This is a genomic window from Palaeococcus pacificus DY20341 (assembly GCF_000725425.1).
Classification (GTDB): Archaea; Methanobacteriota_B; Thermococci; order Thermococcales; family Thermococcaceae; genus Palaeococcus; species Palaeococcus pacificus.
This window is the reverse complement of record NZ_CP006019.1, coordinates 924,952-945,218: the sequence shown is the minus strand read 5'-3', so window position 1 is coordinate 945,218 and position 20,267 is coordinate 924,952. Positions and strand designations below refer to the sequence as shown.

The following is a 20,267-nucleotide window of genomic DNA, read 5'->3' as shown; positions in this document are numbered from 1 at the left end:
AAAAAGGCTGGGGGGAGTATATAAAAGGAGGGTTTTTAAACCCACTAATCGGGGGTGTAATTTGTGGTAGATATGAGCAAGGTAAAGCTAAGAATTGAGAATATCGTTGCCTCTGTGGACTTGTTCACTTCTTTGGATTTGGAAAAAGTAATAGAGATTTGCCCGAACTCTAAGTACAATCCCGAAGAGTTCCCCGGAATTATTTGCCGCTTTGACGAGCCAAAAGTTGCTCTTCTCGTTTTCAGCTCAGGAAAGCTGGTCGTTACTGGAGCTAAGAGTGTTGAAGACATTGAAGGTGCAGTTTCAAAGCTCGTTGGAATGCTCTCAAAGATTGGAGCAAAGTTCCAAAGGGCACCTCAAATAGACATTCAAAACATGGTGTTTAGCGGTGACATTGGTATGGAGTTTAACCTCGATGCCGTTGCTTTGGCCCTTCCAAACTGTGAGTACGAACCAGAGCAGTTCCCCGGCGTTATTTATAGGGTAAAAGACCCGAGAGCTGTTATCTTGCTATTCAGCTCCGGTAAAATCGTGTGCAGTGGCGCTAAAAGCGAACACGACGCCTGGGAAGCTGTTAAAAAGTTGCTCCACGAGCTTGAGAAGTACGGACTAACAGAGAGCTGGGAGTTCTAAGCTCTTTTCTCTTTAACTTAGCTTTTTCACGAGAATTAAAATTTAGAAAAGAAGAAAAATCAAAGCCCTAAAATCTCTTTTGCGGCCTTGATTCCCAGGTCAAAGGCCTTCATGTTCATATCCACGGCCTTTGGTGGAACACTTATTCTTATGACTTCCCTCACGTGATCTTCCCCAAGGGGGAACTCTGGGACTTGGGTTAATGCTCCGATGAGAACTGTGTTGGTTGTAACGACGTGGCCCGCCTCAAGAGCAAGCTTCTCAGCGTTGAAGCCTATCCACTTGGCCTTAAAGTCCTCCTCAACGACCTTCTTAATCTCTTCAATGCTTGGGTATGTAGCTTTGCCCATTGAAACTTGAACTGGTGGAATTGGGCTTGTGTTAACGACAACCATTCCTCCCTTTTTGAGGTAGTTGATGTATCTTAGGGCCTCAACAGGCTCAAAGGACATTAAAACGTCGGCCTTTCCTTCGGGCACCATTGCTCCATAAACGTCCTCACCAAAGCGGACGTAGGAGATAACGCTTCCAAACCTTTGGCTCATTCCGTGAACTTCTCCCAATCTTACCTTGTGGCCGGCTCTAAGAGCAGCCCAACCAAGGATGTTTGAGGCCGTGAGAACACCTTGGCCTCCAACACCTGTGATTACAATGTTATACTCCCTCATTGCTCTCCCCCCTCAGTCTCAAAGGCCCCAAATGGACACACTTGCGCACATCCTCCGCAGCCCCAGCACATGGTTGGGTTGACCTGTGCGACTTTCTTCTCCTCGTTCCAATAGATAGCTGGACAGCCGTAGGTGTTTATACATACCCTACATCCCGTACACTTCTCCTCGTTCACGTAGTAGATTGGCCACTTCTCCTTCTTCTTCCTCATCTCGCCAATCTTGTGGAGGGCACATATTCTTCTTGAGACGACGACGCTAACACCTTCAACTTCAAGAGCCTCTTTTATTGTCTCGTAGGTCTTCTTAATGTCGTATGGGTCAACCACAGCAACATAATCTGCACCCATTGCCTTTGCAACTTCCTCAATTGGGATTTGCTTACCCATTCCGTGGGGTGTTTGTCCTGTGCTTGGGTTTGGCTGGTCTCCAGTCATTGCCGTGACAAAGTTGTCGAGGACAACTATGAGGACGTTGGATCTGTTATAGATTGCATTTGCCAAAGCTGGAAGTCCAGTGTGGTAGAACGTTGAGTCTCCAATTGTGGCAACAATAACCTTCTTCTCCTCATTTCTCTGGCTCTCGTTAATGGCACCGTTTTGAGCAATGCTTAAACCGTGAGCGATTCCTATTGAGCCTCCCATAGCGACGGTGGTATCAACAGCGTTGAGCGGTGGGAGCAGACCAAGGGTGTAACATCCAATATCACTCGGATAGATTGCCTTTCCTTTCGTGGCCTTCTTTATGGCGTAGAAGCTGTTCCTGTGTGGACAGGCTGGACAGAGGCTTGGTGGTCTTGGTGGGACCATAGCCTTAACTTTCTCATACTTTTCGTCGAGCTCCTCATAGTTGATTGGCATCTCCAATCCAAGGAACTTTGCAATGGCTTCAACGGCTCTTCTCGTGGTCATCTCATAAATCCTTGGAACTATCTCTTTGCCCTTAATCTCAATGCTGAGCTTCTTATCAAAGGCCCATGTCTTTATCTGCTCCTCAACGACAGGTTCGAGCTCCTCAACGATTAGAACTCTCTCAAGGCCGTCCATAAAGCGCTCAACGAGCTTGAATGGGACTGGGAATGGAGTACCGAGCTTAAGAACCTTTACATCCTCAACGCCGAGCCAGGCTAGAGCTTCCTTAACGTAGGCATAGCTCAACCCCGGAGCGATGATACCAACTTTTGCATCCTCTTTGCCTTCAATCCAGTTGAATGGACACTCCGCGAGTTCCTCCCTAATCTTCTCAATCTTCTCGAGGATCTGTGGGTGGAATCTCCTTGCATTTGATGGAACGTCAACGAAACGAGAGGAGTCCTTCTTGAAGTCACCAAACTTTCTCTTTGCCTGCTTTATCTCCTCAGGGAGCTCTCCTAGCTCAATGTCTCCTCTTGCGTGTGAAATCCTTGTTGTGGTTCTCAGGATAACCATGTGCTTGAACTTCTCGCTGAGCTCAAAGGCGTATTTGGTCATTTCCTTGGCCTCATGCGGTGAGCTTGGCTCCAAAACTGGGACGTTTGCAAACTTTGCATAAACCCTTGTGTCCTGCTCGTTTTGTGAAGACCACATGCTTGGGTCGTCAGCGACCATTATGACAAAACCGCCTTCAACGCCCATTCCAACGGCGCTCATGAATGTATCGGCGGCTACGTTAAGACCTACGTGCTTCATTGCGGTCATGGCCCTTAAGCCGCTCCAAGCGGCCGCTAAAGCCGTCTCAAAAGCCACCTTCTCATTGGTTGAGTACTCCATGTAAACGCCAGCCTTCTCAGCAACCATTGCCATGGTGTCCGTTAGCTCAGAGCTTGGGGTTCCTGGATAAGCGGCGTAAACTGCTATGTTTGCCTCAAGTGCACCTCTAGCTATTGCCTGGTTTCCTAAAAGGAGAACTTTTTCTCCCGGCTTGTCCCATAAAACCATATCAGTTACCTTTGCCATTCAAACCACCTCATTCATTCCCATTTTTAATCTCACCGAATTTAGCCAAAGCGTAAGCAGCTATTCCAACGTCTTCGGGGCGCTCATAAGAGGGAATGCCTTCTCTTTCGAGGAGCTCTTTTGCTTTTTCACTAACATAGCCAGCCATGAAGAGTCCCAAGACGGGCTTTCCGTTGTTTACTTCCTTCACCGCTCTAATTACTCCCTCGGCATGCTCTGTAGGGGTCATGCCCGCGAACGTTGGAACAACACAAATAGCTATTAGAATATCAACATTCTCATCCTCAAGGAGGAGCTTTGCTGTCTTGTAGTAATCTTCGCCTCTAGCGCTTGCTATCATGTCCACCGGGTTCTTAACGGCTGCCATTGGAGGTAGGAACTCCCTAAGCTTTTGCATGGTCTCTTCCTTCAGGTTAGCTAACTTTAGGCCGTGCTTGTCTATCTCATCGGCCGTTAAAACACCCGGCCCGCCGGCATTCGTCATTATAGCCACGCGCTTGCCCTTTGGCAGAGGTTGGGTGAAGGCCCTCGCCATGCTCAGCATCTCGTCGATATTGTTGGCCACCAAAACTCCGCTCTGCCTGAATGCAGCATCATAAATGGCATAGCTTCCCGCCAAGCTTCCCGTGTGCGATGAAGCCGCCCTAGCACCGCTTTCACTCTTTCCAGCTTTTAGGGCTATGATGGGCTTCTTCTTGCTGACTTTCTTTGCTATCTCCATGAACTTCTTACCATCCTTTAAGCCCTCGATGTAGAGAGCTATGGCTTTGCTTTCTTCATCCTCCGCCAAAGCTTCCATTAAGTCGCCAAAATCCAAGTCGCTCATGTTTCCAACGCTTATGAACTTTGAGAATCCTACATTTTCTTTGATAGTCTTGTAAACGATTCCTGCTCCCAGAGCACCGCTTTGAGAAACGAAAGCCACACTTCCCTTCACAGCGTTCGTTATGAACGTGGCGTTCATGTTATTGTGAGTGTTCATTATTCCAACACAGTTTGGTCCAATTATGCGCATGCCGTACTTATGGGCTATCTCCACCAGTTCCCTCTCTTCCCTTTTGCCTTCTTCGCCCATTTCACCAAATCCTGCCGTAATGAGCACAATTCCCTTCACTCCCTTCTCTCCACAGTCAATGACTGCCTGCTTAACGAAGCGCTTTGGAACGACGATAACTGCCATGTCAACTTCATCGGGGATGTCCTTGACGTTCTTGTATGCTTTGACGCCCTGAACTTCCTCCTCTTTAATGTTGATTGGATAGACTTTGCCGCCATAGTTTTTGAGGTTTTTGAAGACTTCATAACCCAACTTTAATGGGTCATTGGATGCTCCGAGCACTGCTATTGAGCGTGGATTAAAAAAGTAATCGAGCGTCATTTTTACAATCACCGTATTTCACCTCGGTGAAAGTCTATATAAGTTTTCCGAGAATAGACAATTAGTCGTTTTTGCCCACAAATAGGTAAAAGTAACGCTTTAGTGAGCATAAAAAGGCACTGATGCCTTGGTATTTTTAAAGTTTAAAAACAGAGAACACAAAACCTTTAAGTTATCTCAGGTTATTATATGCTTTGGAGGTGATTGTGATGGTGGAGATTAGGTTTTTGGGACATGCGGCCTTTGAGATTAAAGGAAAAGAGAAGACCATTTTGATTGATCCCTTCTTGACAGGGAACCCGAGCGCCGCAGCAAAGCCTGAAGAATTTGAAAAAGTGGATTTAATACTAATTACACACGCACACGGCGACCATCTCGGTGATGCTGTTGCAATTGCCCAAAAGACAGGCGCTAAAATTGTGGCCATGTACGACATAGCAAACTATCTTGTGGAGGGCAATGCGGGTATAACAACGATTGGCATGAACTACGGCCCAACTGAAGTGGATGGCGTTAAAATCGTTCAGGTGCCGGCATGGCACTCAAGCAGCAACGGTAAGTATGAGATAGGAACAGCCTGCGGGTTCATAGTGGAGCTCGATGGCGTTAATATTTATCACGCTGGAGATACTTACGTTTTCAAGGATATGGAGCTCTTCGCTGAGCTTTATGGAATAGATGTTGCTCTGTTACCAATAGGTGGGCACTTCACGATGGGGCCGAGAGAAGCGGCTAAAGCTGTGGAACTGCTCAAACCAAAGTACGTTGTTCCAATGCACTACAATACGTTCCCCCCAATAGCTAAAGACCCGGAGGAGTTTAAGGATCTCGTAGGTGGAAAAGCTCAAGTGGTCATCCTCAAGCCGGGAGAGAGCTTCGAGCTTTGATTCCTTTATCTTTTATTAAAGAGGGATGAAGAAAAGCCAGGACCCTGAAAAAAATGATGATCGGTTAGGGCTTTCGGACCTCAGAGACGAATCTCCTTTATTAGCTTCACTATGAACGTCTTTCCTACTTTTTCCCTCGATATGAGCTGCTTTTTCTCAAGCTCTTGGATTATTCTGCTCACTGTAGGTCTTGAATAGTTGGTCATCTCAGGCAAGTCCTCCTGCTTTACAGTGCCACCAGCTTTTAGTATAGCCTCTATGACTATACGCTCTTTCTCTGTGAGCACTTCCACAGGAACTACGTTAGCGCTCCATCTCTTTTTACCATAGTACACTACAACAGGGAGTGAAAGGACTAATGCAAGAACTGCACCCATTATTAAGTATTTGTACGGAGATTCAGGCGCTTCCTCTTTAGGCTTCCTAGGAAGGGTATCCAAATACTTAGCGTACCAGAAAACAGTGTATCCTTCTGCTTCAAGTTTTTCTTGTATGTTTGATGAAAGCCCCGCTCCAACCATTACAACCTGAGTTACCCCCAACTCCTTGAGGGCATTTTCAGCAGGTTCGGATAAGTCGTTGTCGAGCGTTAGTAATAGCGGAGCTTTATACTCCATCGCAAACTTCGCCGCCACCAAAGCGGAACCATAATCACTTGAACTCGCTAAAAACACGATGTCTGAATGGGAGTAAAAGTGAGTAGCTAACCTCTCAGCTGTGTCGGTTCTATATTCTCCACCAACCCTCTTAACGTTGAACCCCATCCGCATAAGTTCATTTTCAACCTCTGCACTAACAGCATTTGTATTTCCCACGATTAGGATCTCCTTCCATCCCAATTGGGCATAAGAGTAGAGCTGGGCTTTCGTTTGCTCATCAAGTTGCGTTGGGTTTACAGGGAGGATTGGTATGTCAAATGCCGCAGCATAGGGCAGAGCAACAATATAATCAATGAGATTATCATTCCTCACTATGATAATATCGTAATAGACATTCTTATCATTCTGGGCACTCACCGCAGAGAGGGGAACCAGTGAAGCCAGCAGTATGCCAAGTATAAAAAGCACTTTCCTATCCAACATTATCCCTCCTTATAATGATTAAGGAAAGATGCTTAAAAAACTTTTTAGAAAACGAACCAAGAAGAGAAAAATCAAATTAGAATCACTTGAAGAGGTGACCGTGGGACTTGTTAACGTGCTTTACATAATCTTTGCTCTTTCTAAAGAGCATGCCGCACCTTGGGCACTTAAAGAAGGTTTCTCCGTCTCTATCTTTAACTTTAATAGCCTTCAACACCGCCATCCCAATCCCCCCATTTAGATGCTCTAAGAACCTATCTTAAAACTAGGGGTTTGATGGATGGCGGGCCCGCCGGGATTCGAACCCGGGACCGCCGGCTTAGAAGGCCGGCGCCCTATCCTGCTAGGCCACGGGCCCATGTCAAGCTTAAATCAAAGAATAGTATTTATAAATCTTGCGGTGCCGCGTTTTAAAAAGTGATGAAAGATTACTCGAGCTTTGATTTAACTTCGTAAAAGAGATTGTCTTCCCCCAAATTGGCCTTCAGCTTTTCAAAGTTCTCCCAGAGCCTAGGAATCCTAGATTTTGCCCGAATAAGCATTTGATTTCCCATCTCAACACTGAAAGCTAAGTGCTCATCCGTTGCTAAAATCCTCCCATCCTTTCCCAGAGGGGCGGTTAGATACTCCGTTCCGTTTATCTCAACCAGAACCCTGCTTCCTTTTAAAGCCTTGAAAGTCGTGTACTTAAAGCCTGACGCTAGACCAAGCTCGTGGACTTTCTTTGCTAGTCTCAAGTCTTCCGCTACGATGTGAAATATCGGAGGCTGGGACTTTAGGGATATCATGCCCCTCTCAGCATTTTTTAGGCTTTCCTTTGCTTCTTCAAACATAATTGGGGCGTGCTTTTTTAAGAGCCATCTGCTTAGGGGCTTTGAGCCTAGGTACGGCTCCTCTAAGATGCCTATCCTTCCGGAGCATGATGAGGTTGTATAGATACCTTTGATGGAGTTTATGAGCATGAGGAGGTCTATTATATCTGCATCTACTTTTCTCTCCTTCAGTGCGGTGAACAAGCTCACGAGCGCTTCTCTCTTTGCTCTCACTATGCTCACCCCTGCTTGAATTAGTTTGCGAAAACTTTATAAATCTATGCCCATGAGTAAGTGTCGGCTTCCGAAGGAAGCGGCATGGCCGGGGTGGTGTAGCCTGGTTAGCACAGGGGACTGTGGATCCCCTAGCCCGGGTTCAAATCCCGGCCCCGGCCCCATACTTCTCACAAACTTTTGCCAAGCAAAAGTTTGATCAAAGCTGGTATGTCCATTTTAGAATTCTGTTTTTCGAGTTAGCTCCCTTCAAACTTGCTCGTTTTACAGTGTTTTACTGATGAGAGCGTCCTTCGGACGTTGGGGGGAGAAAAACAAGTTAGATTCGCTGGTTTCCACTTGAGCTTAAATTAAAATTTCCGTTTTTTGAAGACATACAAACTCTTCAAACCTTACGCTAACGCTCAAGTATCCTATCGGATGGCGGAATGTTTCGAGGTTGTTATTCAAAATTTAAAGGTTAAAACAGACTTTCAATCAGTTTGTAGTCCTCTTCTGGAATTTCTCTCATGGCTTTACCCATCAAATGGCCGCTCCAACGCTTCTTGTTTGTGATGAATTTTAATTTTGGAATCAAAGGCTTAAACTCAACTTCGCCAAGCTTTATGGGCTTGATTTTGACTCTTAATGGATAAGTCTCGTTTGAGTGAGGTGGAGACTTGAAGATTTTTGTGGAGTCACTGTAAACCTCGCTCACAACTTCATAAATCCCAACGATTTTTGGTTCTAAGATTTGTTTGTCTTTGCGCTCCTGCTTGACGTAGATGAGGAGCTTATCACCGGGCTTTACTTTTGCTATTGTGTTCTTGTGCCTCTTTGGCACGCCCCAAACATTCTTCTTCTTGACAACTTCCCAATTGTCTCTATTAGTTATGCAGAGCCAGTAGGCCATAATAATCACCACAATAAACTTGCATTTGATCAATTTAAACCTTAACTTCTCTCAAATTTTGCCATACCTCATTCCACTCTAGGAGGAGCCAAAAAAACCTTAGCTTCTTTTTAGCTTCGGCATAATCGGGATAGTAAGTCTTTACAAGCCCCCAAAACTTGTCTCCATGTTTCGGTGCCCTCAAATGGGCGAGTTCATGGATTATCACGTAATCCCTTAACCCTTCGGGGAGCGCCATTAATGCTAAGTTAAAGCTCAAATTCCCTTTTTTAGAGCAGCTTGCCCATTTTGTCTTCTGGAACCTGATGTACACTTTACGGTACTTAACATCCATGATAGAAGCAAAGAGACGGACTTTAAAGTCAAGCTCTTCCCTAAGTCTATCTTTAAGCCACTTCTTCAACACTTTAAAGTCACCGTAGGGCAGGGAGACTACTTTAAATTTAGGATTAACAAAGAAATCCTCACCTTGGATTAAGGAGTAAAAGTCGCCGTTAAAAAGAAACTTGCTCGAGAGCGGGCCGAACTGCTTTTTAATTTGTTCAAGTTCATTGAGCTTGCTCTCTATCCAAGCCCTTTTTTTCTTTATAATATCTTCTGGGTCTTGGCTTGGTGGGACTATTACTTTAACATTACCTTTGGCATTTATTTCTATCCTGGGATTCTTCACATTTCTGACAACCACTTCATAATTTAGCTCCAACGCTTCAACACCTCAAGAACCTCATCCCTTGCCTTTATGATGTTGTCTATTCTCCCCTGGTATCTGCGAACTAGGAAAAGCATGGTTGCCCTAGAGACATCACTTACTACATCAGCTTTTTCCTGCCACCGAGAGAACCTAAATCTTTCAGTTTCCTTGAGAAGGTCTTTAATATCTCCAATCAGTTTTTGGGTGTCGCTCCTAACGTGGCGCTTTAGCACAGTTACAAGGGAGTACTCAAGCTCACTCAAATTGAGTGCCTTTCTTTCCTTCTCCCTTTCCTGGATTGTTTGAGCTACACCAAGTATTTCTTCATAAAGCCGCTCTATGTCTTCTTTTCTCTTCTTCCATCTGTCTATAATGCTCTCCACCTGCTCAACTAAGTCTTCCGTAATTGGGCCTTTGTGCGTGTTTATGTAGTGCCTAACTGCAAAGAGCAGATCGTAAAAGGCCCTTTCTTTGTGGGTCTTTTTCATTACCTTTTTCAGAAACTCTTCATCGAGCTCTATTATTGGGAATTCGCTCTTAATCCTTCCCACATCTACCGTCTCATGAATGAACTTGAGGGCTTCGCTGAGGAACTCGTCCATTTTTTGCTCAATCTCCGGATCGAGACCATTAATCTTTGAATTATAGGCATAGTAAACCTCCGTGAGCCATGAAAAGGTATCCCTAAACTCCCACCTATCCTCCTTTAGGAGTTTGTAATAATACCTGATCTCCTTGTATAGCTTTTGGAATTCCTCCCACGTGTTGTTTTGGAAAAGAAGCTTTACAGCCTCCATTATTACCTCCCTGTCATCACTTACCACAACTCCCTCAAAGAACTTCATGGCTTCATTTATCTTGCTTCTAAGCTCCTTCTTAATTTTATCAACGTCGTAGGCAACGCCCTTTATATCTCTCTCATCATAGATTTCCAATGCCTTCTTAAGATCTTTAAAGACTCCAACGTAATCAACGATGAGACCAAAAGCTTTGATGTTCTCCCCATTCTTAAAGAACGGCCTGTTTGTCCTTGCTATTGCCTGGAGGAGGCGGTGCTCCTTTAAAGGTTTGTCCAAGTACATAGTTTGCAGTATGGGAGCATCAAAACCAGTTAAAAGCATCTCCGTCACGATTAGTATCTTTGGATGCTCCTTATTCTTAAACGCCGTGACTATCTCTTCTCTTATCTCTTCGTCGCTCTTATTTTGAAACCTCTCTTTGAGTTCATCGTGGTACTTTTCCACTATCTCGGGATCGTTTTGGTTGAATGTCATCACCACTTCGCTGTACTCTTTAGGAAGAATATTGTCGAGAGCTCTCTTGTAGAGAACACAAGCTTCCCTATCGACCGCAACCACCATGGCCTTAAATGGATTAACATTCTCCTGATAATGCCTCGCGATGTCCTCAGCTATTACATCAATCCTTTTCGGATTCTTTAGGAGCAATTTTATCATGTCCAACTTCTTTCTAAGCTCTTCTTTGACCCTCCCACGATACTCTTCCGGAATTTCTTCGAGCTTAGACGAGAGGAACGCCTCCAAGTAATCCTTTTTTAAGTGGACCCTCTCTTCGAGCCTTGCTTGATATGCTATTTTAACAGTGAAACCATCGGCAATGGAGTCTATTATGAAGTACCTGTCCAGGTAGGGCTCATCATCGTAGCCAAAAGTTGCATAGGTGTCCCTTTCCTTCTTTGATATTGGAGTTCCCGTAAAGGCAAAAAATGAGGCGTTTTTAAGAATGGTGCGCATTGTAGAGGCTAATTCCCCGTACTGGGTTCTATGGCCCTCATCAATGAAAGCTATAACATCCCTGCGGTTCATTATTGTTTTTCTCCTTTTGCTCACCTTTTCAAGGGCCTCTTTAACCTCCCTTAGCTCTTCTTCTCTGAACTTATGGATTAGTGTTATGAAAATGCCCCTCTTCCCATCCGAGTGCATCAGAACCTCTTTGAGACCTTTTATAGAGCTTATGACTTCAAAGCTAAGCCCGACGGCTTTAAGCTCTCCAGCAAGCTGCTCCTCAAGCTCTCGCCTATCAACAACAAAGAAAATCGTGGGGTTCCCTAAAAGGCGCTTAATCTTGTAAGCGGAGAATATCATAGTTAAGGTTTTTCCGCTCCCCTGCCAGTGCCATATCAATCCTTTATTCCTCTTGATCTCTCCTTTCGCATAGCTCACCGCTCTCTCGACCACTTTGCCCACTGCTCTATACTGCATATATCTTGGAAGCACTTTTGTAAAAACTCCCTTATTCTCGCGGTAAAAGATGAAGTATCTCAAAATGTCGAGGATAGTTGAAGGAGTTAGGAGCTCGGCAAGGTTGTCGAGGTCGTCAAAGCTTTCTCCTTTCCACTCGTAGACCGGCACATCTTTGAGCCATGGAACAATGGGGAAATAAACCACCCTATCACCAATCCCAACGCCAAACTGGACGTACTTGAAAAGCTCAGGCATCTCTTTTTCATAGCCCTTAATCTGCTTGTAAGCTTTTTTCCAGCTCTTCTTTAACCGCTTACACTCAATTATCACGAGAGGGATTCCATTGATGTAGAGAACAATGTCTGGAATTTTTGTTTTAAATGGATATCCTACTTGGTTAGCAACCAAAAACTCGTTGTTATTGAGGTTTTCGTAATCTATTAGCTGGACGGTTTTTATGGTGTTGTCCTCTTTGTCCTTTAGGGGAACGCCTTCTTTTATGTAGTGGAGCATTTTTCTTGACCCTTCGACTCCTGAAGGAGTGATTTTTAGGATATTAATAACTTCATTGGCTTCATCTTCGCTGATGTTGTTTATCCTCATTAGAGCACGCTTTAATCGAGAAGTTAAGAGGGGCTCTTTTTCATTTTCAAGGACTTCGATTCCTCGTTTGTAATGCCAGCCCTTAGAGGTGAGCCTTTCGATTGTGGGTTTTTCACATTGAGAGTATTCGGGAGTTTGAGCGGGCATGGGGGTCACCTGTTTATTGATAAACAAAGCGGGCATTAAAGAGCTCGGATGTTTATGATTAAACCATTTCCCCTTGAGGTTGTACTCCATACATGGCCAGTCTTAAATCATTAATTAGCCTTCTAAGATTAGCAAGAGGCCCAGTATTCGAGATTATTTCATTGTATAACTGTGGATCTATAGATTGCACTGAAGTTAAAAGGCGATTATATGGATGCAATAGACCTATGAATTCAGTTAAAGTTATCTGTGATCCATTACCTAGCTTCATTTTGAGTCTTTTATCGAGTTTGATGAGTTTATTCACTATACTCTCGTTATACCTAGCAGCTTCAAACAAGTAGGCTAATTTGATATTTCCAATCTCTAAACTTTGTCTAAGTATTTTTGATTCAAGGATAAATTTAATGTATTCCTCTGTTGCTCCGCTTACTGTTGGAAGACGTTCTAAGAGCACATCAATTGTTGTCTGATATGGGTAAGCGACAATGATAATAGGATTGGATGGAGGTGAGAATTCATTAAACCATCTAGTAAATATTTTTTTATGGGTTTCTTCGATATTTGGGTCATTTTGAACACTCTCGTATAAGTGAGCAACATAGTTTCGATACTCCTCTATGATTTTGTCTTCCAAGTTTTTGGAGTTCTTTCGAGGGATTACGAGGAATAATGAAAATCCCGGACTAGGGTTAAATGGAATGACCTTGTCTATTGTATCCCACTCTGAAACTACTGAGAGCATAAAGTGTCTAAAAATCGTAGAAATGCTTGGGAATGGTCGGTACTGGGTTGGATTTTTCTGATCAAGAATATTGCTAATGATATATTTTAACCTTTTGTCAATTTTATCTAGTGCTTCGCCTCGTTCTATTACCAAAAACGCTAAAGAAAGGTTATCGAACAATTGTTTTTCAATCTCGGACAGAGTTAAAATTCCTCTGCGCTCAAGAGCCTTAAAGAAATCCAAAATTAGAGGAGAGAAGTACTTCTCCATAAGTTTGATTGTAGTTTGAGCAGTTTTCTCCCGGTTTATTCTCAAGGTAGTTTCGTGATACTTCTTCATTAGCCAAATAACCAATATGATTCCGGTCGTTACAACTAAGAACTCAGGAATAAAACACTGAATGTTGGTGCATAAACTATGTACTGTATAAACTGCTACTAGATATGCGAGTGAAACTAAAGGAAGTGGGCCATTCTTCGTAAGTTCTTTCCAAGTATCCCACTCATTATCCTTTCTCATATAATCTGGCCCTCCAAATTTTAGGAGATGAATCGGGGGACGGGGGGATTCGAACCCCCATGACCGCGCCCTCCTAGGGGTGGCCCTCCCGAGCCTCTACCCCCGGGCCTCCTTCTCCCTCCTTCCGTCGCCCCCAGAAGTCCGGAGGAGGGCCGCCCCCCATCTCGGGAACCTTGAAGTTGCTCGAACCACCATGTCAATCACCCCAACGACTGCTGAAACTATGTCGGGGCTGACGGTTCCCGAGATCATCAGGAGCAGGAGGCCCACCGGGATGTTAACGGTATATTGTTGTCATTATTTATGCTTTTCGGTTGTAACAGATACCCTCCTCCCCGTCAGCAAATCCTTCATAAAGCCCTTCTTAATCCTCTCAAGCTTTTCCTTGCGCTTTCTCAGGAGTTCGAGCTTTTTATCAACGGTCATAAGGATTTCAGCGATTTTCTTTTGCTCTTCGAGGGGTGGGAGAGGAATTCTAAAGTTTTTGACATCTTCTTTGTAAAGAGCTCCCAAAGTTGTTGGAGCATTTCTACGTTTAAGCTCTCTTTTTCCAAAAGGAGATGTAAAATAGTAATACAGAAACACATTATCCACAAGTTCATTTTTTAGTTTTAACAGATATAAATTAGGGCCTAATGTTGCAGGCATTTTAACATGAGGCATAATGTAAACCTTCCCGACTTCTCCTCGTTTTACCATTAACAACTCTCTACCAAATAATTTTGTCTTTCTAAGAAATTCATAGCTTTCTTTATCCACGTACCTTACATCACCATCGGGAGGATATTGCTTATGTTCTAAGTCTGTAGCTCTTACATACCATGCATAATTTGGTGTGTCATATACTCTTACGTTTTCTTTTAATTTAGAAAAACTACCATTGGCCTCATAGTCTGTTAATAGTTCTAAAACCTCTCTAACTCTTACAACCTTCCACTCCTCAGGAATCTCCCCTAGCTCGGTCTTCTTGAACCGCTCGTGCTTGATTCCTTTGGTCAAAAGCCTCTGCATCAAGCCCTTCTTTAAGCGCTCCGTCTTTTCGATTGCTAAGTCTGTTTTTTCAATCGCTTCATCAACAGTTCTCAAAATCTCGACGATTTTCTTTTGTTCGGGGAGAGGTGGGAGGGGAAGAAGCAAAGCATTAAGAACATTTTTATCCACGTGGGGTATCCCAGTGCCTTTTGTTTGACCTTTTAAGAAAGGTTCCCTATGTTTTAAAAGATAAAATAGGAACAGCGAATCATAAACATCTTTTTTCAAGAATATTTTTACCATAGTTGACGACAATACACCCTTCTTTGCTAAAAAGAACTCGCCAGCATTAGAGCCATCCCATAAAAGAAGGATATTCCCATCTTCGACTATAATTTCATTCCCAGTTATCTTTACAAATTGAGTTGGATTGTTGTTCCGTAAATATTCTGTCGAGAGATATGGCAACCATCCATCTTTAGGCTCTTTTGCGACGATTTTTGGTTTTTTGCCTTTTATATAACCGATTATCTTTCCTAACTTCACAACTTCCCAATCCTCTGGAATCTCGCCGATTGGGGTTTTTTTGAACTTAGTTTCACTCATCATGGAAATCACCTGTTATTTTCTTAATTTCTTCCCTCAGGATTAAGATAGCAAAACTAAGTACTTTTCCAGCATCTTCCTTTTTGATAGGCTTCCCCTCATGGATAAACTTATTCCTCTTTGATTTTAAATCCATTAGCAATCTGTATACATCTTCATCTAGCTTTCCAGTTAGGTTTAAGGTCTCTAAAATATGGTCTGTACGCCACAAAAGCGAGTTTGTAAGCTTTTCTCTTCTTCTTTTTGAAAGGTTCCTTCTTCTAATGAAGTTTTCCCAAAGTTGGGATAGGTATTTTTCAATTACTATCCAAGTAGCTATAAAAGCCTGTTGATATTCATGCTCTTGATAGTGTGTAAAACCACTAAGCAAAAAGATTATTTCATCTGCTAGTTCTTTATTTTTGCTTATTAATTCAGCTATTTTTATTGCTTCTTTGATATCTTCTTTTGGAATAACTTTCTCTCTTTTTAGATGGAATACATGCTTAGAAACAATTGGGTCAACTTGGTAAGTTCTTAAAGTCGTAAGAGGAATTCTCATTCCTGCAATTTCCATTGTAGTTGGGTTGACTTCAATACTAGCTATTTCGGATTCTCTCACAAAATAGCAACTGAATTTATCTAATAAGAGTGCAGTTCCAAAGATGACATTTATCCACTTTAGGACATCTTCTTTATTTTCGTGTACTATTCCAACAAAGCCATCAGAACGAATAATTAATGGTTTATTATTAAATTTAGTTTTAAGCACAATTTTTGGAATAAAAAAGTTATTTCCCATAACTTTTTGGACAAACGAAAACTCGGGAGCTTCACCTACCCAAACAGGTGGATAAACATAAGTACCATAACCCTTAAGGCGTTCTTCTTTTTTCTTAGGTTTAGCTGTTGAACTAACCTTACCCTCCTCTCTGTGTTCTCTTGCATTTCTTTTTGCATCATCGATGATTCTTGCTATTATCTCTTCTTGAGTTAACTCGTCAATACGACCATAAACTAATTGGCACCATCCGTTACTAGGGAAAGATATGCCCATCCCTAATCCTTTTGGTATTCTAGAAAATACTAAAGATTCAATTTGTTGTCTGAAATTACTTAAAATTCCTACAAAAATATCGGAGTATTTTATAGTGCCTTTTTCGGCACCATAGTAAGGAGAGTCTGGCGGAATTGTACGTTCCCATCTTTCTTCATTCATGATTTTCTCGAGCTTAGGAAAGAATTCATATCCTTTGTATGGTCCATTAATTATTACCTCCATATCCTTTCGTGTAGAGTCATGGGTAATTATGATTATTTGCCATTCGAGTGGCTCATTAACCCAGAAAACTTCAATTTGGCAAGGTGCTTGATAACCTGTATTTCCAACAAAGAATTTTTCTTCATCACTAAGTTTGTCATATTCTTCTCTAAACTTTCCAATTAGTCCCAAAAACCATTCTTGCAACTTTTGCTTCTCTCGCTCATATTTTTCCTCATGTTCCTGCATTAGTATTGACCCCCTATCTTAATACAGAATAAAAAACTAAAAGAACATTTATCCCTGTCATAATTAAAATAAACCAAGTTAATCTTCTCATTTCCTTTGTCATCCTTGCAACTTCCTCGCTAAGCCTTAACGCACGTTCGTTAAGTTCAAGGCTTCTCTTGTTAAAATAGTAGTTGGTTAAAAACTCGTAACCATCTTTTGTAACCTTTAACAGTTTATTATTGTATTTTCCCGCAAGATGAGTTATTTTTCTTTCTAATTCAGCTTTTTCTCTTTCAGAAATTCCAGGAACTTTTAACAATCCCTCACTTATTAATAATGAAAATAATTCCCAATCATACTCTTGATTATGGGCATTTCCCCACTCGGTAATTGTCCTCTTACCATCATAAAAGAACTCAAGGACTTCAATCATCTTTTTAATCCTCTCACTTTCCCAAATCTCTTTTGTATTCATTACTAGCTGCCTCCTACTTAATTGCAACCATTATTATAATTCCTTTTCTAGGTTCATCGGGAAGCGGAGCAGGATATAAATGAATCCTTTTTGCATTTGTTTTTTGCTTTATTTTCTCTTCTAGTGTTCCCATTCTCTCACTTCCTAGCCTTCCCATGTTAATTCCATCAATTCTCTTAGCCTTTTCGTCAACACCAAAAAAGTAAACTTTCACTGGACTTTCCGTAAATTTGGTATTTAAATCATCAGCAACTTTTGTAGCTATTTCATTATTGTCCCCCTCAAAGAATTCTCTTGCTTTAAACTCGACAACTATATCCTCTTTTCTTAATAGAAGGGTCGGTACTCTAATAAAACTGAGCATTTTAGAGGAAAGTCTTTCCAAGAAAAATGCTATTTTCTTATCTGAATTCCCTGCTACAATTATTTTAAGAGCGGAATAAATTAACAATTTATCAACAAGAGAACCACCGCTTTCAGCTTGATTTATTATTTCAAGTATCGACTTACTCGCTTCTGAAAGAATCAGATTATTGTAGATTTCCAATGAGCGAATAACAACAGGATCAGCACTAAACATATCTCCAGGATGAAAAATGCGTAGCTTTTCTCCGTTAAGTAGCTTTACTGCAAGTTCTCTTAGAAAGCTTTCTTTTATTTCAATTTTGTTCTCTGTGGCGAAAATTGGGAGTATGACATCAAATTCTTTTGGTATTGTTCGTTCAGCTTTAGTATTACCCGGGAATATTGCCCTTATCTTCTCTTTATCGTCTATCACTCGGGCAATTATACTATCTAGAGAGTTTAGTATAGCCCAATATTTTTCTTGTATCCGTTTAATGTCGAAGTACTCTATTGTAAAATCTTGAATAAACTCTTCCAAATCTTTATATGGCTTTTTACCTGCCCGAATTGTTTCTATGGCAATGCCTTCTAATGGTCGTTCAAAAATAATCCAGCCATCTCTCAATTTAATACCCTCTATGTGGCCCTTTAACAACTTATAGAGTTCATCATGAGGTAATTCTAATGCCATTTTAATGCCATTAATTTCCCCTTCAATTCTATACTTGCCTCCCAAATAAGAATATGCCTCTTTTTTGGGCAGTCTTAACCAATCTACAAAAAAGGTGGTTTTATATTTTTCATGGTACTTAACTTTAATTCTGCCGTCTTGTTTTTTAATGAATGCAATGAATCTAATAACATTATCACTATCGAGCATTCTAGGCAAAATTTCCCAATTTGGGGTTATTGTAAATTCTCCAAACTTGCTATGACACAGTAAAAGCACATCTTTGGCTAAAAGTAATATACCATACTTTTCTTCCTCTCTCATTCTAGATCTCATTTCATCTGTGAATTCGTTAAGTAAAAATTGAGCATGTTGAACATCAATTTCGGGATAGGAGTATAGTAATGAAGTTATCCAGAATTTTCTATTTTGTGTTAGCCTCAAATCGTCAAAATCCTTCGACACATGGGAAGAGGATAAGATTTCATTTAGGACATTGGCAATAGCCATTCTTTTTTCTTCAGAAGATATTTCTCTCTGACTTACTTCACCTGTGTTTGATTTTACACGTCTATAAAACACAATGATTGGCGGTGAATTACTGTTAATAATTTCCCTAAGTTCGGGAACATAATCTAGTAGAGTGCTTTGTTGAGGAAGTGTTGACTGTAACACAATATATTCACCTAACTAAATCTACAACTAATTTCTTAAATATTTTTTTCTTTTCTTTGATTGGAATATTATACCCTCAATATAAAGAGGAGAGTAAAACTAATACCCCAACTCCCTTAAATACCCCTCAATCCTCTCATCCACAGACCTTAGCTCCTCATTAATCCCCCTCAGCTCCTCCCACTCGGCTTTAACGTCAATCTCCTCCTCTTTCTCCATTGGGAAGACGTAAAGAGTGACGTTGAGGTTGTAGTCGTTTTCTTTTATCTCGTCTATGCTTACCACCTTAGAAAAGCCATCTCCATCTTTAAACTCATTGTAAGCCTCCACTATCTTCTCGATATGCTCCTCTCCCAAGCGGTTCAGCTTCCTAATTTCGGGATGCTTCTCGTACTCAAGGGAAGCATTTATGAACAAAACTTTGCCTTTTCTTTCCTTTGGCTTTGCCTTGTTGAACACCATGATTGCTCCCGGCGCTCCAGTGTTGTAGAATAGCTTTTCAGGAAGCAAAATCACACACTCAAGCAAATCCTCCTTCACAATCTTTGACCTTATTCTCTTCTCTGCTCCTCCTCTAAATAGAGCGCCGTTGTCTATTACAATACCGACTCTTCCTTCATCCTTGGCACTTGCGAGCATGTGCTGAATCCATGCCCAATCCGCTGAATTGTTGGGTGGGGAGCCATACTCAAAGCGCTTCTCCCTAAATTCGGCCTTCTTTAGCGTCTCCTCGCCGTAGCCGTCTTGGTTCCACGGGGGATTGGCAATAACAACATCGAAGCGCTTGAAGGTGTTTCCTTCCTTAAAGGCCGGCCTTAAGAGAGTATCCCCAACAGCAAGTTTGGCATCCTTGATTCCGTGAATCATCATGTTCATCTCGGCCAATGCGTAGGTCGTTGGGTTCACCTCTTGGCCGTAAAGGAAGAGCCTTTTGGCTTCGCTTTCCCCAAACTTCTCTTTAACATGGATGTGGCTTGTGATTAGCATACCACCGGAGCCTAAAGCAGGATCGTAAACCTCTTCTCCCGGCCTTGGATCAAGTATCTCAACTAAAAGCTTGATGACCTCTCTCGGTGTATATACCTCCCCTTCTTTGGCCTTCTGCGGGGCAAAATATCTTAAAATCCATTCGTAAGCATCACCCAAAACGTCTGGAGAAGCGTTCTTCAAATCAAGGCCGCTGAAGAGCTCAAAGAGCTGCTTGAAAATCTCGGCGTTGTCTTTGTGGAGCATGAACTCCATGAAGTCAAACCTATCCACAACACCCCTTAGATTTGGGTTGAGCTCTGCAAGTTTCTTTAAAGCCTCTGACAGAGTTTGGGGAAGCTTTTCAACATCTTTCTCCCTTAAGTCTCTCCAAAGATACTCGTGGGGGTAGCTTATCGTGTAAGATTTTTTGTCTTGAAGGGCAATTTGTTCAGCCGTTTTTCTATCGAGGCCTTCCTTCATCAGCTTTTTAACATATTCCTCAAATTCCTTCTCCCATTCGTCGCTCAGACGCTTTAAGAAGAGCAGAAGAAGAATATACTTATAATCGACACGAGTTCTTATTAAATCCGCGGCCTTTTTCAAAACCCTCTCAAGTTCTTCTCTTGTAAGACCATTCTTGGCATTAATGTAATCGGTAAGCTTCCTATCCATG

At 42.1% G+C, this 20,267-nt stretch carries 17 protein-coding genes and 2 tRNA genes; 3 read left to right on the top strand and 16 right to left on the bottom strand.

Annotated features, from left to right (window positions below; translation table 11 throughout):
• Window positions 1–63 precede the first annotated feature (63 nt).
• Window positions 64–633: a TATA-box-binding protein gene (locus PAP_RS05230; RefSeq protein ID WP_048165021.1), complete on the top strand. Its 570-nt coding sequence runs from the start codon at window positions 64–66 to the stop codon at window positions 631–633.
• Between the two features lie 59 nt (window positions 634–692).
• Here the strand turns inward: PAP_RS05230 and PAP_RS05225 are convergent, their stop codons facing one another.
• The 3 genes from PAP_RS05225 to PAP_RS05215 are packed head-to-tail and all read right to left on the bottom strand — an operon-like array spanning window position 693 to window position 4,613.
• Window positions 693–1,301, bottom strand: coding sequence for an indolepyruvate oxidoreductase subunit beta (locus PAP_RS05225; RefSeq protein WP_048165020.1), 609 nt, complete (start codon window positions 1,299–1,301; stop codon window positions 693–695).
• A complete protein-coding gene (gene iorA / locus PAP_RS05220) occupies window positions 1,298–3,235 on the bottom strand; it encodes an indolepyruvate ferredoxin oxidoreductase subunit alpha (RefSeq protein ID WP_048165019.1) in 1,938 nt (645 codons plus the stop codon). Before iorA ends, PAP_RS05225 begins: the two co-directional genes overlap by 4 nt.
• Before the next feature lie 10 nt (window positions 3,236–3,245).
• A complete protein-coding gene (locus PAP_RS05215; protein ID WP_048165018.1) occupies window positions 3,246–4,613 on the bottom strand; it encodes an acetate--CoA ligase family protein in 1,368 nt (455 codons plus the stop codon).
• A 209-nt stretch (window positions 4,614–4,822) separates the two neighbouring features.
• Here PAP_RS05215 and PAP_RS05210 point away from each other — a divergent pair, with 209 nt between their 5' ends.
• The gene (locus tag PAP_RS05210; RefSeq protein ID WP_048165017.1) at window positions 4,823–5,500 is read left to right on the top strand and encodes a metal-dependent hydrolase; all 678 of its coding nucleotides are present in this window, start codon (window positions 4,823–4,825) and stop codon (window positions 5,498–5,500) included.
• 80 nt (window positions 5,501–5,580) lie between these two features.
• Here PAP_RS05210 and PAP_RS05205 read toward each other — a convergent pair whose 3' ends face one another.
• From PAP_RS05205 to taw3, 4 genes are all read right to left on the bottom strand, one after another.
• Window positions 5,581–6,582 (bottom strand): cell wall-binding repeat-containing protein, encoded by a 1,002-nt coding sequence (locus PAP_RS05205; RefSeq protein ID WP_048165016.1) that lies wholly within the window; start codon window positions 6,580–6,582, stop codon window positions 5,581–5,583.
• Between the two features lie 82 nt (window positions 6,583–6,664).
• The gene (locus tag PAP_RS05200) at window positions 6,665–6,805 is read right to left on the bottom strand and encodes a DUF7128 family protein (RefSeq protein WP_048165015.1); all 141 of its coding nucleotides are present in this window, start codon (window positions 6,803–6,805) and stop codon (window positions 6,665–6,667) included.
• A gap of 58 nt (window positions 6,806–6,863) precedes the next feature.
• Window positions 6,864–6,940, bottom strand: a tRNA-Arg gene (locus tag PAP_RS05195).
• Between the two features lie 70 nt (window positions 6,941–7,010).
• A complete protein-coding gene (gene taw3 / locus PAP_RS05190) occupies window positions 7,011–7,628 on the bottom strand; it encodes a tRNA(Phe) 7-((3-amino-3-carboxypropyl)-4-demethylwyosine(37)-N(4))-methyltransferase Taw3 (protein ID WP_048165014.1) in 618 nt (205 codons plus the stop codon).
• Window positions 7,629–7,715: 87 nt separating this feature from the next.
• Here taw3 and PAP_RS05185 point away from each other — a divergent pair.
• Window positions 7,716–7,792: transfer RNA gene (locus tag PAP_RS05185), tRNA-His, on the top strand.
• Window positions 7,793–8,088: 296 nt separating this feature from the next.
• Here the strand turns inward: PAP_RS05185 and PAP_RS05180 are convergent.
• The 9 genes from PAP_RS05180 to PAP_RS05140 all read right to left on the bottom strand — a co-directional run bounded on the left by PAP_RS05180 (window position 8,089) and on the right by PAP_RS05140 (window position 20,266).
• A complete protein-coding gene (locus PAP_RS05180) occupies window positions 8,089–8,520 on the bottom strand; it encodes an EVE domain-containing protein (protein ID WP_048165013.1) in 432 nt (143 codons plus the stop codon).
• A 34-nt stretch (window positions 8,521–8,554) separates the two neighbouring features.
• Entirely contained in the window at window positions 8,555–9,223 is a 669-nt protein-coding gene (locus PAP_RS05175; RefSeq protein ID WP_048165012.1) for a M48 family metallopeptidase, read from the bottom strand.
• Window positions 9,214–12,165 carry a type I restriction endonuclease subunit R gene (locus PAP_RS05170; RefSeq protein ID WP_048165011.1) on the bottom strand — a complete coding sequence of 984 codons (2,952 nt, stop codon included), beginning with the start codon at window positions 12,163–12,165 and terminating at the stop codon, window positions 9,214–9,216. Before PAP_RS05170 ends, PAP_RS05175 begins: the two co-directional genes overlap by 10 nt.
• 58 nt (window positions 12,166–12,223) lie before the next feature.
• Window positions 12,224–13,411, bottom strand: a complete 1,188-nt coding sequence (locus PAP_RS05165) for a hypothetical protein (protein WP_048165010.1) — start codon at window positions 13,409–13,411, stop codon at window positions 12,224–12,226.
• A 297-nt stretch (window positions 13,412–13,708) separates the two neighbouring features.
• Complete coding sequence (locus PAP_RS05160) at window positions 13,709–14,992, bottom strand: restriction endonuclease subunit S (RefSeq protein ID WP_236626967.1); 1,284 nt, start codon at window positions 14,990–14,992, stop codon at window positions 13,709–13,711.
• A complete protein-coding gene (locus PAP_RS05155) occupies window positions 14,982–16,478 on the bottom strand; it encodes a hypothetical protein (RefSeq protein WP_048165009.1) in 1,497 nt (498 codons plus the stop codon). The genes PAP_RS05160 and PAP_RS05155 overlap by 11 nt, the downstream gene beginning before the upstream one ends.
• A 13-nt stretch (window positions 16,479–16,491) precedes the next feature.
• Window positions 16,492–16,935 carry a hypothetical protein gene (locus tag PAP_RS05150; RefSeq protein WP_048165008.1) on the bottom strand — a complete coding sequence of 148 codons (444 nt, stop codon included), beginning with the start codon at window positions 16,933–16,935 and terminating at the stop codon, window positions 16,492–16,494.
• A gap of 13 nt (window positions 16,936–16,948) precedes the next feature.
• A complete protein-coding gene (locus PAP_RS05145) occupies window positions 16,949–18,625 on the bottom strand; it encodes a hypothetical protein (RefSeq protein ID WP_144367996.1) in 1,677 nt (558 codons plus the stop codon).
• Window positions 18,626–18,724: 99 nt separating this feature from the next.
• Window positions 18,725–20,266, bottom strand: a complete 1,542-nt coding sequence (locus PAP_RS05140; protein WP_048165006.1) for an N-6 DNA methylase — start codon at window positions 20,264–20,266, stop codon at window positions 18,725–18,727.
• Between the last annotated feature and the right edge of the window lies 1 nt (window position 20,267).

Coding starts and splice junctions, on each gene's coding strand:
- PAP_RS05165 (WP_048165010.1), bottom strand. CDS start 13,411: ATGAGAAAGGATAATGAGTGGGATACTTGGAAAGAACTTACGAAGAAT.
- PAP_RS05200 (WP_048165015.1), bottom strand. CDS start 6,805: ATGGCGGTGTTGAAGGCTATTAAAGTTAAAGATAGAGACGGAGAAACC.
- PAP_RS05160 (WP_236626967.1), bottom strand. CDS start 14,992: ATGATGAGTGAAACTAAGTTCAAAAAAACCCCAATCGGCGAGATTCCA.
- PAP_RS05180 (WP_048165013.1), bottom strand. CDS start 8,520: ATGGCCTACTGGCTCTGCATAACTAATAGAGACAATTGGGAAGTTGTC.
- PAP_RS05150 (WP_048165008.1), bottom strand. CDS start 16,935: ATGAATACAAAAGAGATTTGGGAAAGTGAGAGGATTAAAAAGATGATT.
- iorA (WP_048165019.1), bottom strand. CDS start 3,235: ATGGCAAAGGTAACTGATATGGTTTTATGGGACAAGCCGGGAGAAAAA.
- PAP_RS05210 (WP_048165017.1), top strand. CDS start 4,823: ATGGTGGAGATTAGGTTTTTGGGACATGCGGCCTTTGAGATTAAAGGA.
- PAP_RS05215 (WP_048165018.1), bottom strand. CDS start 4,613: ATGACGCTCGATTACTTTTTTAATCCACGCTCAATAGCAGTGCTCGGA.
- PAP_RS05170 (WP_048165011.1), bottom strand. CDS start 12,165: ATGCCCGCTCAAACTCCCGAATACTCTCAATGTGAAAAACCCACAATC.
- PAP_RS05225 (WP_048165020.1), bottom strand. CDS start 1,301: ATGAGGGAGTATAACATTGTAATCACAGGTGTTGGAGGCCAAGGTGTT.
- PAP_RS05140 (WP_048165006.1), bottom strand. CDS start 20,266: ATGGATAGGAAGCTTACCGATTACATTAATGCCAAGAATGGTCTTACA.
- PAP_RS05155 (WP_048165009.1), bottom strand. CDS start 16,478: ATGCAGGAACATGAGGAAAAATATGAGCGAGAGAAGCAAAAGTTGCAA.
- PAP_RS05205 (WP_048165016.1), bottom strand. CDS start 6,582: ATGTTGGATAGGAAAGTGCTTTTTATACTTGGCATACTGCTGGCTTCA.